Here is a 13,435-nt window from a genome sequence, read left to right as displayed (position 1 = left end):
GACGGTGATTCCGTGACCGCCACGCTCTCGGACCTGCTGGGGCTCGCGGACCGGACCGCCCTGGTCACCGGCGCCGGCAACGGCATCGCCCGCGCCACCGCACTCCTGCTCGCGGACGCGGGCTGCGATGTCGCGGTGGTCGATCGCGACCCCGCCGCGGCCGCGCGCACCGTGACGGAGGTGACCGCCAAGGGCCGCAAGGCCGTTGCGATCCCCGCCGACATCACGGAGCCGACGACCCCTGTGGCCATGGTGGAGCAGGCGACCGCGGCACTCGGCCCGATCTCTGTCGCGGTCAACGTCGTCGGCGGCACGGCCGGGGTGAACAAGCCCTTCCTGGACCTCACACTCGACGACTTCCACCGGCCGCTGGCGCTGAATCTCGACTCGACGTTCCTGTCCGTACAGGCCGAGGCGATCGCGATGGTGCGGGCGGGCCTGCGCGGCACGATCGTCAACGTCGGTTCCACCAGCGGCGTCACCGGAGCGCCGAATCTTGCGGCGTACGGCGCCGCGAACGCCGGTGTCATCCACTTCACCAAGACCGCAGCCCTGGAGCTCGCCCCGTACGGCATTCGCGTCAACTGCCTGATCCCCGGCACTCACTGGACCGTCGGCACCCGGGCGCACATGAACAACCCCGAGGCGCCCGCCTCCGTCCGCGAGTTCTTCACGAAATCGGCGGCGGCCACGCCGCTGGGCGACCTCGGCGAGCCTGGGCAGACCGCGGGTGTCGCCCTGTTCCTCGCCTCGGACCTGTCCTCCTACATGACTGGGAACTCCGTGATCTCGGACGGCGGCATCCTCCACACGACCGCCCGGCCGGCCTTCGGCGGCGGCACCGCACCCGAGGCCATCAGGGACTACGTCGGCACCGTACGCACCCCGCACACGGAGGAAGGCGATGACTGAGCTCGAGATCATCGACATGCACTGCCACCTGCAGCGCGACGAGGCCCACGGCCGGGAGATGCGTGACTACTTCCTGGGACCGCACCTGGTGAAGCCCGGCGCGACGAACCTGGGCACGCTGGAGGAGTTCCATGAACTCATGGCCGCCTGCGGCATCAGCTCCATGAACGCGCTGATGCTGACCTGGAGCGGTCGCTACCACCGCCACGGCCAGTACACGCTCCCGGACGACGAGAGCGAACGGACACGCGGTGAACAGGAGTTGCGGAAGCGGATCTCCCGGCGCATCACGGACAACAACGACTGGGCGGCCGCGGTGAGCGCCGAGCACCCCGATGTGACCTACTTCGCCGGCGTCAACCCGGTCGTGATGGGAGCCGAGGCAGCCGCCGCGGAGGCTGAGCGGCAGCACGCCAAGGGGGCGCTCGGAGTGAAGCTGTCACCGGGCGATATCGGCGTCCCCGGCTCCGATCCGGCGTACTACCCGCTCTACGAGTTCTGCGTCGCCCATGACTACCCGGTTCTCACCGAGACCGGCGGCCACCACCCGGCCTGCCGTCCGGCCGGCTTCGACAAAGCACTGGCCGCCTTCCCCGAACTCACGCTCGTCTTCGCTCACTTCGGGCACGACCGTGTGCTCGGCGGGCCACTGGACCAGGAGGTACTGGAACTGGCGCGGCAATACGACAACGTCCACACGGACACCTCGCTGCGGCTCAGCGAGGTGTACGACGGCAGCGTCAGCCCGGAGGACGTGGTCAAGCATCTGCGCCAACTCGGCATCGAGCGGGCGATGTTCGGCAGCAACTACGTGTTCAGCGACGTCCTCAACCCAAGGCCCGGCCACGTGGCCGCGCCCGACCACGTGGATCCTCGCTTCACTCAGGTCTGGAAGTCGGTCGAGGTGCTCAAGACGCTCCCGCTCACCGATGACGAGCGCATCGGGCTCGCCGCCGGCAACTTCAAGCGCCTGACCGGCCACGACCCCGTACTGTCGTGACCGGACAGTCCCTCAGTCGCGCTCTGGCTCCGCGGTGTGCAGCGCGGCTGTGATCCGGTCGATGTGCGAGCGGTTCTCCAGGACCTGCCGCAGCAGCCACAGTCGCAGAAGCCGGGCGATCGCCGCGGCGACATAGAGCCCGGCCCCTGCCACCGCCAGCGCCAGCATCGCGAACGTGAGGACCTGCGTGGACGCGATATCCCGCAGGTCGCTCTGCGAGAGCGACACGTTGTACTGGACGAAGGCCCCGAGCACTCCGACGACCATCAGGACGGCGCCGGTGATCAGCAGCGGTCGATCGGACTTGGCGGCACCCGTGCGCAACTTGTGGTTCGCGACGGCTTCGTGGAACTCGGTGCGGCGCTGCTCGGTGAGCATGTCAGACTCCCAGATAGGTGGTGGAGAGTTCTCGTTCGACATCGGCCGGTGCTCCGGCGTGCACCACCCGGCCGCGGGCCAGCAGCACGGCGTGGTCGGCGAGCGGCAGGGCGATCTGGGCGAACTGCTCGGCCAGCAGGATGGCGATGCCCTCGGCGGCGAGCCCGGCGATGACGTCGTACACCTGGCGGACCACCACGGGTGCGAGCCCCATCGACAGCTCGTCGAGCAGGAGGACGGCAGGGTCGGTGCCGAGGGCGCATGCGAGTGCAAGCATCTGCTGCTCCCCACCCGACATCGAACCGGCGAGCTGATCGCGTCGTTCGCCGAGGCGAGGAAAGCGGGTGTAGGCGACCTCCTCCAGCTCCTCGAGTCCGACGCGGTGGCCTGCGGCTACCCAGAGGTTCTCGCGGACGGTGAGGTTGGCGAACACACCGCGGCCCTCCGGGATCGAGCACACCCCCAGCCGGGCGGTCTCGGTCGCTGTGATGCCCGTGACATCACGTCCTGCCAGCCGGATTGTTCCCGACGCCGGGGACAGCAGGCCGCTGACCACCTTCATCACCGTGGTCTTGCCCGCGCCGTTCGGCCCGAGCAGGGCCACCACGGCGCCGGACGGCACGGTGAGGTCGATGCCGTGCAGCACCTCGATCTCGCCGTACGACGCCCGGATGCCGGACAGTTCGATGACGGGCGCCACGGCCCCGGGCGTCGGTGCGGAAAGGGTCATGCCGGCGTCTCCGTCCCGATGTAGGCCTCGATGACGGCCGGCGACTCGCGGACCTCGGCGGGCGTCCCGCTGGCGATGAGCACACCGTGGTCGAGGACGTGGATGGTGGAACACAGGCCCATCACCAGCGGCAGGTCGTGTTCCACGAGACAGACAGCGACTCCGTCGGACGCGACGTTCTCGAGCAGAGTGGCGAACCGCTCGCTCTCCTCCTCCGTCTGCCCTGCCGCGGGCTCGTCGAGGAGCAGCAGCCTCGGCCGGGTCATGAGCGCGCGGGCGACCTCGACCACGCGGGCCCGTCCCGTCGGGATGGCCGCGACTTCGCGGTCGGCGATGTCGGAGAGGCCTGTGATCGCCAGAAGCCGCTCGGTCTCGGCCCGCACGTCCAGCCGCGTGCGGGTGTTGGCCCGCACGATGTCCCCGGCGACGCGTACGTTGTCGCGGACGCTCATGGACAGGAACAGTTCGAGCCGCTGGAACGTGCGTGCCATGCCCAGCCGGGCACGCCGCCCGGCGCCGAGCCGGGTCACGTCCTTCCCGTCGAACAGGACACGTCCGGAGCGGACCGGCTGCATACCGGTGACGCAGTTGAACAAGGTCGTCTTGCCGGCGCCGTTCGGCCCGATCAGCCCAGTCACCTCGCCGGGCGCCATCGACACGCTGACCGCGTCGAGCGCGACGTCGCCGCCGTAGCGGACGGACACCCCGTCGGTCTCAAGCAGGGACATCGTCGGCCTCCTTGGCGCGCGGCGATGAGGGACGTACGACCACGGGCTCGGGTGTGCGCGGTGCGGGCGGCAGCGTCATCCCCAACTCCCGGTCGAGCCGATCGGTGAGGCCTACCGGCCAGTCGTCGTCGATGCCCAGGAGCTCGGGTGGTGTGGTGCCCTTCCCGGCTCCACGGCGCACCGCGGCGCCGATACCCGGTAGGGCGAACCAGAGGGCCAGGCTGGCGAAGAGGAACGCCGCGGCCCCGATCATCTCGGTCCACGCCAGTGCGTACAGCAGGACCTGGAGGGCGACCGCGGCGTAGCGAATGCGTGGCGTGCGCGCGAGCCGGCGGTGGCCGGCGAACAGGTCGTGCAGGAGGCCGCTCGGATTGTGGGCCACTCCGATGCCGGCCAGTGCGGTTCCGACCAGCATCAGATGCGTGACGATGCCGAAGGTGTCGGCGTAGTGCGGATGGCTCACGCCGAGGTCGCTGAGCAGCAGGGTGAGCGCGCTCATTCCGCCGCCCACGATCAGGCCCCCGACCAGGGCGCCGCTGACGTAGCCGATGCCCGCGACCACGGTGAGCATCACCACGGACAGGCTCATGGTGAAGCCGAAGCTCTCGATGGCGACCGAGGTCAGCGCCATCGACATCAGGATGCCGCCGAGTCCGGCGATTGCCGTCGAGAGGGCGAACACGCCGAGCTTGAGCGGAATCAGCCGCTGTCCGAGCATCGCGGCCGCGGCCGGGCTGTCCTTCATCGCGGCAAGCCGTCGGCCGTAGCCGCTGTTGCGCAGGGCGACCAGGCCGACGCCGAGCAGGGCGAAGATGCCTGAGACCACGAGGAGGAAGGTGTCCTGGTCGGCGAGGTCGACCGGCCCCGCCTTCAGCGGGGGGATCAGCAGGTTGCCGCTCGGGAAGATCGTGAAGGTGTGGCCGAACCAGGTGTGCGGAGTGGTGTCGCGCAGCAGCATCGTGGAGACGAAGACGCCGAACGCCAGGGTCGCCAGCGCCAGATACAGGCCGCGCAGCCGCACCGCGGGCAACGCGACCACCGCCCCGGACAGCGCGGCCGCCGCAACCCCGGCGACGACACCCCACAGGCTCATCCGCGCGTCGCCTCCGTCGCCGCGGGCTCCGACGTGATATGCGACCAGGGTCGCCACGGCGGAGAACGCGAGGGGTGCGAGGTTGAGTTCGCCGGCGTACCCCGTGAGCAGGGTGATCGAGAGCGCGAGCACGGCGAACGCGAGCCCTGCGAGCAGCAGGCCGACGCCCGGGTCGTCGAGCAGCCGGGCGTACAGATACATCCCTACGACGAGGATCACCGACCAGATGGCGGCCCGGCGGACGGTGGGGACCTCATAGCGCTCACGCGATCGCGTGGCCGCACCGCGGAGCCGGTCGTACGGCAGAAAGAGCAGAACAACGAAGAGGACGACCATCGGCAAGGACTGCTGGAGATTGCCCGCCCAGGTCCATCCGGCGGGTGCGTAGCCGACCAGATAGGTGCCGGCGAGCCCCAGGACGAGGGCACCCGCGAAGGTGAGCGGAATGCTCCGCAGCCGCCCGAAGAGCGCCGCGGCGAAGGCGTCGACGACGAGGAGCGTGAGCGCGTTGGCCTCAAGCGTCCCGCCGATCACGGGCGTGATGAGCACGCCGGCGAGTACGGCCAGCGAGGAACCGAGCGCCCAGGCGAGTGCGGAGACCCGGTCCGGGTCGTGTCCGGCGAGCCGCAGCAGGTCGGGAGCGTCCACCGTGGCGCGCATGAGAACGCCGGCCCGGGTGCGGGTGAACAGCACGCGCAGCACGACGGCGAGGACGAGCGCGACAGCGAGGCACAGCAACTGGTGGTAGCGCAGGGTCACATCGAGGACGGTGACGGTCCGGTCGGCGCCGAACAGCATCGGCGGAATACGGGACTCGTCGGGGTCCCACACCCACTGGGACAGGGCGACCAAGCCCAGCAGGACAGCGACGGTGACGACGATACGGGTGACGGGCTCCGTGCCGTGCAGCCGCCGCATGATCAGGGCGTGGAGCAGCAGCCCCGTCCCGGGACCGAGGACGCCGAGGACGAGCGCCAGGGCGAGCCATGTGGGCAATGCCCAGACCACGTTGAGCTGGTAGTAGGTGAATGCACCGATCATCGCCTGCGCGCCGTGGGCGAAGTTGAAGATGCCCGAGGTGTTGTACGTCAGCACCAGACCGGATGCCGCGATGGCGTAGATGGCCCCGACCACGAGACCGTACGCGGTGAACGTGAGGAAGGTGGTCACATGAGGTTCCCATGTGTCGGCCACCGGACCCGGCCCCGGGGCCGCAGTGCCTCGGGGCCGGGTCGGGCGGGTGCAGCTACCGCTGCTTCGGGACAGGAGCTGGAACGGCCGTGGCGCCAGAGCAGAGTTGCTACGGCTTCTTCAGGAACGAGACGAACTGCCGCTTCCCGTCGATGTTGATGCCCGAGATCTTCGGGTCCATGGGCAGAACGTTGGACGGGTCACAGTCGAACTCGCCGCGCTTGGCGGGGTGGATCTGCTTCCAGGCACCGCCTTCGAGCTTCATCAGCAGCGCGCACTCGCTCGGCTTGTTCGCCCCCGGGTCGGACGGGGCCTGCAGTCCGCCGGCGGTCCAGTCGTGCACCTTGCCCAGACCGTCGACCATGCACTGACGCGTCAGATCCGAGCCGCACTTCTTCGCGACGGTGGCCCACAGGAGGAAGGCCGAGGCCGCGGACAGTCCGGTCAACGACACCTTGCCGCCGTCGGCGGCGACGATCTCCTTGTACTGCTTGACCGCCGGCACGATGTCGGCGTTCTCCAGCGGCTGGAACGACAGCGAGGTGACGAACCCCTCGGCTGCGTGCGACTGCGCGTTCCACTCCGCGGACGCCTGCCCGTACCACTGCGACTCGACGATCGCGGGCAGTTTGACCCCCGCCTCCTGGACGGCCTGGAGGAACCCGAAGACCTGCGGCGACGGCGAGTACGCGGTGAAGAACGACTTCGCCCCGCAGCCCTTGAGCTTCTGCGCCAACGGCGCGTAGCTCGCGTCACCTGCCATGTGCAGCACGACACCGCAGTCCTTGGCCTGCACGCCGAGCTGGGCCAGGGCGGCCTGCACCCGGTACTCCGAAACCTGGGTGGCGGGCGCGTCGGACCTCATGATCGAGATCGACTCCTTGAGCTCCGGGATGAGCTCCAGCTCGGCCTTCAGACCGGCCGCGTTGTAGAGGTCGACGGGGTACGGCATGGGCTCGAACTTCAGTCGGCCCATCGTCGCGTTCGGGCCGACGGTGAACGCCGGCACGTGCGGAAGCTTGCAGGCGACGCGCACCGGATCGCCGGCGAAGTCGTTGGCCAGGCCGTCGCCGACGAGCATGAACTCCTGCTTGCAGGCCTTCTTCATCACCGGGACGGTGTTGGTGACAGCCGCGTCGTAGCGGGTGCCGGCCAGCTTCCGGCCGTTGATGCCACCCTGGTCGTTGCACCACTTGATCATTGCCTTGACGGCGTCGCCGACCTCCTGGCTGAGACCGGGTGCCGCGGTGTAACCGCGATCGTCGCCGTACCCGATCGCAATCGATGTGTCCGTCACTCCTTGGTCGGTGGCGCCCTTGGCGTCCCCCGGCCCGCACGGCGACTCCATGTCGCCGAAGGTGGCGGCCTTCTCAGTGGACTTCCCGCCCTCGGTGGCCGGCCCCTCACCGGAGCGGTTCGAGCTGCATCCCACGCCCACCAGAGCGAGGCTGAGAACGACAGCGCCCGTGCGGGCGAGCCTGTTGAGTCTCATCACGGCTAGCTCTCTCTCATCGACGCAACCGGTGGTTTCCGGCCTGCTGTGCGGGACAGAGTGGGGGAACCCGGCCACCCGCGACCGGTGCGTCCCGGCCAGTGGGACCGGTCCCGGCCATCACGCCGGTGAGGCGTCGGTTCCGGCGCTGAGCGTGAGCGCGATATCGATGATCATGTCTTCCTGGCCGCCCACCAAGCGCCGCCGGCCGCACTCCATGAGCAGGTCGCGTACGTCGACGCCGTAGCGCTGCGAGGCGAGTTCGGCGTGCCGCAGGAACGACGAATAGACCCCGCCGTAGCCGAGGGTGAGCGTCTCGCGGTCCACCCGCACGGGGCGGTCCTGCAGTGGGCGGACCAGGTCGTCGGCGGCGTCCTGCAGCTTGAACAGATCGCAGCCGTGCTGGAATTCGGAGATGTCGGCCACCGCGACGAACGCTTCGATGGGGCAGTTTCCGGCTCCCGCACCGTGGCCTGCGAGTGAGGCGTCCACGCGGCGGACGCCGTTCTCGACGGCGACGACCGAGTTCGCGACGGACAGGGACAGGTTCTCGTGCGCGTGGATGCCGATCTCCGTCTGCGGATCGAGCACGTCGCGGTAGGCACGCACCCGGGCGGCGACGTCGTTCATCGTCAGCCGACCGCCGGAGTCGGTGATGTACACGCAGTGGGCTCCGTAGGACTCCATCAGCCTGGCCTGTCGCGCCAGCTCCTCGGGTGGGGCCATATGGCTGAGCATCAGGAATCCGGCAACGTCCATCCCGATCTCACGGGCGGTGGCGATGTGCTGGGCGGCGACGTCGGCCTCGGTGCAATGCGTGGCGATACGGACCGACCGGACGCCGAGATCCCAGGCACGCTTGAGTTCACGGATCGTGCCCACGCCGGGAAGCAACAGGGTTGTCAGGCGCGCCCGTTTCAGTACGGAGGCGGCGGCCTCGATCCACTCCCAGTCGGTATGCGAACCCGGGCCGTAATTGACGGAGCCGCCGGCGAGCCCGTCGCCGTGGGCGACCTCGATGGCGTCCACGCCCGCTTCGTCGAGTGCCGTGACGATGCGGGCGACGTCCGAGGGCGTGATGCGGTGCCGGATGGCGTGCATACCGTCGCGCAGTGTGACGTCCTGGACGTAGATCTGCGTGCTCATCGGTTGCCCGCCGGTGCCGGTACTGCCCGACCCGGTGGTCGCAACCTTCGTTCGCGGCATCGTTCTTCCCCTCGGTCGGCTGCCGTCCGGCACACGGCCGGCGGGCATGGCTCCCAGCACTCTGGGGCTCGAGGCGACTGCGACGTGCGAGCGTCCCATTCAACGGGACCTGCTCCGCGTGAGTTCGGGATCCGCCTCCCAACGAAGGGTTGCCGCTGCTCCCGACCAGCGGGATCGACAGGGCTGCCCAGGCACCCGGCTCCTAGCGTCGGCTTGTTGACATCGCGCCGTCCGCCGTCCACGTATGTACGGCACCGCTCCTGGTAGGTCGCCGTGCGCGACTCGCGCTCGGGTCAGCGGATCGTCTTCGGAAGGGTTGATACATGCCACGGTCAGTTGACCCACCTCAGGCCGAACCGCTGCTGCCCTTGTGGAACGCCTTCCTGGACGACCTGCGCGATCTGGCGCCCGCGACGCTGGAAACGCTGCCCGAGCACGTTCGTGTCGACCCGCAGGTTCAGCAGGAGATCGGACGGCTGATGCTCGGCGCACTCGCCGCCCGGTGCATCGACGCCCTCGGCGGCGGCGGCGACCACCCGATCTTCCTGCCCTCGCTGAACGCCGTGCTCAACGTCTTCCAGCCGAATGCCGACACGATCTACAGGACAGCGCACATCACCCCCGGCGGGACCTACCGGCTTCGCGGGCACGCGGGTTCGCTGCGTATCGCCAAGATCGGCGCGATGGCACCGCCCCTGCCGGACGGCACGATTCAGGCATCGGAGTTCTACGACCTCAACTCGCTCAAGTGCGACGAGCAGGGAAGATTCGATGTTCTGCTCAGCCCGTCCCGACCGCCGGACCACACGGGTGATTGGTGGCAGCTGGACCCCCGGGCGCACACGCTCCTGCTGCGCCAGGTCGCCTACGACTGGGCTGCCGAGCGTGACCATGTCGTCGCGGTGGAACGCGTCGACGTCCGCCCGAACCGGCCCCGTCCCGACGCCGCGGACCTCGCAGGCCGGCTGCGCGCACTCGCCCCTGGCGTACGCCGTACCGCCACGCTCCTCATCGACCACGTCCCGCGGCTGCAGCGCGACGGTTTCGTCAACAGGAGGCCCGGCCGGCTCATCCCCTGAACCGGCCGGGCCAGGCCCGCTACGAGGCGTCATCCACGCTAGGGCGGCGGTTCGGGCGTCGGGGCCGGACGCCCCGCACCTCAGCGTTGCCGCGCCTCCCAGCGGACCAACGCCCCGGCCGCCGGGCACTTCGTCTTCGGGCCCGACACCATCTGTCTGGCGATGCACCACCCCGACTTGACCGCCTACGCCGAGCGCCTCATCGATCGCCTGCCTTCGCCGCCGCGATCCGCTCGGCGACCTGGAGGCCGGCCGCGGTCATGATGTCGAGGTTCCCGGCGTAGGCCGGGAGATAGTGCGCGGCACCCTCGACTTCGAGGAACACCGACACCTGGTGGGTGGGGCGCCCGGCGTCGGGGTCGAGGAGGGTCTGCACGGGCTGCTCGGCGGGAATATCGGTGATCTGGACCTGTTGCTTGAGCCGGTAGCCGGGCACGTACGCCGCCACGTCCGCGACCATCTTCGTGACGCTGTGCCGGATGTCGTCATGGACGGCGGGGTCGGCGGCTTCGACCAAGGCGAAGACGGTGTCGCGCATGATCAGCGGCGGCTCCGCGGGGTTGAGAATGATCAAGGCCTTGCCCTTGCGCGCTCCGCCCACCTGCGTGATGGCCGCGGAAGTCGTCTCGGTGAACTCGTCGATGTTCGCGCGAGTGCCCGGGCCGGCGGACTTGGAGGCGATCGACGCGACGATCTCCGCGTAGGGCACCGGCACGACCCGGCTGATCGCGGCAACGATCGGGATCGTCGCCTGGCCCCCGCAGGTGACCATGTTGAGGTTGGGCTCACGGAGGTGCTCCCGCAGGTTGACCGCGGGAATGACGTACGGTCCGATGGCGGCCGGGGTCAGGTCGATGATCCGCTTCCCGTACGGGCGCAGCTTCGCCGCATTGTTTTGGTGGGCCTTGGCGGAGGTGGCGTCGAAGACGATCTCGATTTCCTCGAACTCGGGCAGTTCCAGCAGGCCTTCCACACCCCGATGGGTGGTCGCGAAGCCCAGGCGGTTCGCCCGCGCCAGCCCGTCCGAGTCCGGATCGATGCCCACCATCGCGCCCATCTCGAGCTTCTGCGAGGTGCGCATCACCTTGACCATCAGATCTGTGCCGATGTTCCCCGACCCGATGATCGCAGCCTTTGTTCGCGGCATCGTTCTTCCCCTTGCTCGGCTGAGGTGGATGCGCCGGGCACCGGCCCGACGTCAGCGGCTTAGGGCACTGTCGCTCCTGGCACGGCCGCGGCGAGCGGACATCCCATTGAACGGGACCCGCGCCAGGAGGGCATTCAGCCGGACTGTGCGAACCAAGCGCGCTGTTCATCCGTGAGGGTGCCGCTGGCGACGGCGCGCTTCCTCCACTCCTGAACCTGGCCGATGAACACGGCGGGGTCGTACACATCCTCCTCGCGGGAGAACCTGCCGCCTCCCGCGTACTCGAGCACGAGGAGATTCGTCGTCTCCAGCCGCCACCCGTCGCCCGGATCGCGCATCCGGTTACCCACCTTGGCGACGATGACCCCGGCCTGCTCGTCGATGACATGCCAGTGAACCGGGAACTCCTCGTACTCGGTGCCGGGGAACTGACCCATCGCGAAGTCGATCCAACCGGCGATCTGCTCCGGGCCGACCAGCACGCCGGCGTTCGCCTCGTGGTACTCCGCCTTCTCGGTGAACAGCGCCACGAACGGCGCCCAGTCATGGGTACGTGCGCACTCACGGACGGTCCTGTGCCAGGTGCTGAATGCCGACTCGAGTTCTGCTCGGGTGAATGCCGTCATGCCCCTGCACTGTGGCCGCTGCCCCAGCCCCGGTACGCGGGTATCTCATTCAACGGGACCTGGACGGGGGGCTCACGAGGCGGTCGGTCTGCCGCAGTGACCGCGATGCGGCCGGCAGCGCGTTCTCGCGGCCCGCGGCTCGGAACTCCTCACGGATCGCCGCTCGTTGCTCCTGGGTGAGCGGCCGGTATGTGCTGTCGCGCGTGGGCGCCCACCACACGTCTTCGGCCTCCCAGGCCATGCCGCGCAGCGGCGCCTTGTCGATCTTCCGGTTCGCTGTCGTCGGAACGGCCGCCAACACCCGTATGAACGAGGGCCGCCACTTGGTCCCCAGATCGGGCTGCGCGTCGAGGAACGCGGCGAAGCCGTCCGCGTCGAAGGTCTCGCCGTGCCGCAGCGTGACCGCACACATCACCTGATCCCCGGTGCGCGGGTCTGGCACCGCGTAGGCGTGAGCGTCGGAGAAGGCCGGGTAGCGCGCCAGGATCCGTTCCAAGGGGGCGGTGGCGAAGTTCTCGCCGTCCACGCGCAGCCAGTCCGACGTTCGCCCGGCGAAGTAGAAGTAGCCGTCCTCGTCGCGATAGGCGAGGTCTCCTGTCCAGAAGTCCTTACCGCCGAAGCGGAGCCGCTGTGCCATCGCCTCCGGGTTCTTGTAGTAGCCCTCGAAGCTGGGCCCCTGCCCCAAGACCACGATCTCGCCCGTCGCCTCTTCCGCGTTGAGCAGCCGCCCCTGGCCGTCGAAGCGCGCCCGTGGGCACTCGCTGCCGTCCTCCTTGCAGATGACGGCAGCGAGGCCTGGCACGGGCAGGCCGAGCGAGTTGGGCGGCGAACCCGGCACAGGGACGATGCGGATCACACCTTCGCTGGCGCCGTACCCTTCGCGAACCTCACAGCCGAAGCGATCGCGGAACGCGTGCGCTTCGGCAGGTGAAGCCTCCGAACCGAACGCTACCTCCAGGGAGTTGACGGACTCATCGGGAACGACGGGCCGCGCGAGGATGTAACTGAGCACTCGTCCGACGTAGTTGAAGTACGTCACGCGATGGCGGCGGATGTCCTCGGCGAAACGGCTGGCGGAGAACTTCCGCACCATCACCACGGTGGCCCCGACGTAGGCCGCGGCGGCGAGATTCATCATGATCGCGTGGCCGTGGAACAGCGGCAGGCACAAGTAGGCGACCGAGTCGCGGTGCAGCGAGATGCGCTCGGCCATCCGGTCGGTGAGCCGGCCCAGTCGGCCCGTCGTGCAGATCACGGCTTTGGGCGCCCCGGTCGATCCGGAGCTGAACAGCAACAGGTAGGTGGCCGCCGGGTCCGGGCCCGTGCCAGGGACCGGCGCGCCCTGGTGCCGGGCCAGCAGCTCCTCGTACACGGCTGACTCCACGTCGAGGATCCGCTCGGTGGGGAGCGGAAGGACGGGTCGGTCGTCGGCATCCAGGTAGAGCGGTTCGCTGACGAGCAGGTCGCAGTCGGAGTGGCGGATGTCGTGACACAGCTCCTGCCCGCGCCGCGTGGGGTTGATCCCGACCACCACATCACCGCTGAGCGCGGCTCCCAGCAGCCAGAACACGAAGTCGGGCACGTTCTCCAGCAGTACGCCCACATGTCGCTGACCACGTTCCGCGTCGACCGGGAACGTCTTCAGCAGGGCGGCACGTACCGACGCCTCACGCACCACCTCGTCCCAGGTCCACGACCGCCCCTCGAACCGGAGCCCTTCGTGTGTGTCCCCGGTGCGGGAACGCACCACATCGGCGAATGTCTTCATCCGGACCTCCTCGCAGCGGAGGCTAGGCAGCTTGCGTGCCGGCCGTGTCGGCGCTCCCACTGGGTGGCACGCGGCCGCTGCGGCG

At 69.2% G+C, this 13,435-nt stretch carries 12 protein-coding genes; 3 read left to right on the top strand and 9 right to left on the bottom strand.

Going from position 1 to position 13,435, the window contains the following annotated elements; genetic code table 11:
- The first annotated feature begins 12 nt into the window (after positions 1-12).
- Together ACWD26_RS01410 and ACWD26_RS01405 are read left to right on the top strand one after the other, a co-directional pair.
- The gene (locus tag ACWD26_RS01410; protein ID WP_451264963.1) at positions 13-912 is read left to right on the top strand and encodes an SDR family NAD(P)-dependent oxidoreductase; all 900 of its coding nucleotides are present in this window, start codon (positions 13-15) and stop codon (positions 910-912) included.
- A complete protein-coding gene (locus ACWD26_RS01405; RefSeq protein WP_451264961.1) occupies positions 905-1,912 on the top strand; it encodes an amidohydrolase family protein in 1,008 nt (335 codons plus the stop codon). The genes ACWD26_RS01410 and ACWD26_RS01405 overlap by 8 nt, the downstream gene beginning before the upstream one ends.
- 12 nt (positions 1,913-1,924) lie before the next feature.
- Here ACWD26_RS01405 and ACWD26_RS01400 read toward each other — a convergent pair whose 3' ends face one another.
- From ACWD26_RS01400 to dmpG, 6 genes are all read right to left on the bottom strand, one after another.
- Positions 1,925-2,290 (bottom strand): hypothetical protein, encoded by a 366-nt coding sequence (locus ACWD26_RS01400; RefSeq protein WP_319336395.1) that lies wholly within the window; start codon positions 2,288-2,290, stop codon positions 1,925-1,927.
- A gap of 1 nt (position 2,291) precedes the next feature.
- On the bottom strand, positions 2,292-3,020 hold the full coding sequence (locus ACWD26_RS01395) for an ABC transporter ATP-binding protein (protein WP_451264958.1): 729 nt from the start codon (positions 3,018-3,020) through the stop codon (positions 2,292-2,294).
- Entirely contained in the window at positions 3,017-3,748 is a 732-nt protein-coding gene (locus ACWD26_RS01390) for an ABC transporter ATP-binding protein (RefSeq protein WP_451264956.1), read from the bottom strand. The genes ACWD26_RS01395 and ACWD26_RS01390 overlap by 4 nt, the downstream gene beginning before the upstream one ends.
- Entirely contained in the window at positions 3,735-6,011 is a 2,277-nt protein-coding gene (locus tag ACWD26_RS01385; RefSeq protein ID WP_451264954.1) for a branched-chain amino acid ABC transporter permease, read from the bottom strand. The genes ACWD26_RS01390 and ACWD26_RS01385 overlap by 14 nt, the downstream gene beginning before the upstream one ends.
- Positions 6,012-6,141: 130 nt before the next feature.
- Positions 6,142-7,524: an ABC transporter substrate-binding protein gene (locus tag ACWD26_RS01380; protein WP_451264952.1), complete on the bottom strand. Its 1,383-nt coding sequence runs from the start codon at positions 7,522-7,524 to the stop codon at positions 6,142-6,144.
- Between the two features lie 120 nt (positions 7,525-7,644).
- Positions 7,645-8,670 carry a 4-hydroxy-2-oxovalerate aldolase gene (gene dmpG / locus ACWD26_RS01375; protein ID WP_451264951.1) on the bottom strand — a complete coding sequence of 342 codons (1,026 nt, stop codon included), beginning with the start codon at positions 8,668-8,670 and terminating at the stop codon, positions 7,645-7,647.
- Positions 8,671-9,053: 383 nt separating this feature from the next.
- On the opposite strand from dmpG, the gene ACWD26_RS01370 reads away from it, so the two are divergent.
- Entirely contained in the window at positions 9,054-9,809 is a 756-nt protein-coding gene (locus ACWD26_RS01370) for a hypothetical protein (RefSeq protein WP_451264949.1), read from the top strand.
- 199 nt (positions 9,810-10,008) lie between these two features.
- Here the strand turns inward: ACWD26_RS01370 and ACWD26_RS01365 are convergent, their stop codons facing one another.
- From ACWD26_RS01365 to ACWD26_RS01355, 3 genes are all read right to left on the bottom strand, one after another.
- Entirely contained in the window at positions 10,009-10,956 is a 948-nt protein-coding gene (locus ACWD26_RS01365) for an acetaldehyde dehydrogenase (acetylating) (RefSeq protein ID WP_451264947.1), read from the bottom strand.
- A gap of 134 nt (positions 10,957-11,090) precedes the next feature.
- Positions 11,091-11,582, bottom strand: a complete 492-nt coding sequence (locus ACWD26_RS01360) for a nuclear transport factor 2 family protein (RefSeq protein ID WP_451264945.1) — start codon at positions 11,580-11,582, stop codon at positions 11,091-11,093.
- Positions 11,583-11,631: 49 nt separating this feature from the next.
- Positions 11,632-13,350, bottom strand: coding sequence for an AMP-binding protein (locus tag ACWD26_RS01355; RefSeq protein ID WP_451264943.1), 1,719 nt, complete (start codon positions 13,348-13,350; stop codon positions 11,632-11,634).
- Between the last annotated feature and the right edge of the window lie 85 nt (positions 13,351-13,435).

It is taken from the genome of Streptomyces sp. NPDC002787 (assembly GCF_053592095.1).
Note: the sequence above shows the minus strand (reverse complement) of the source record. Positions and strands in the feature narration are given on the sequence as shown.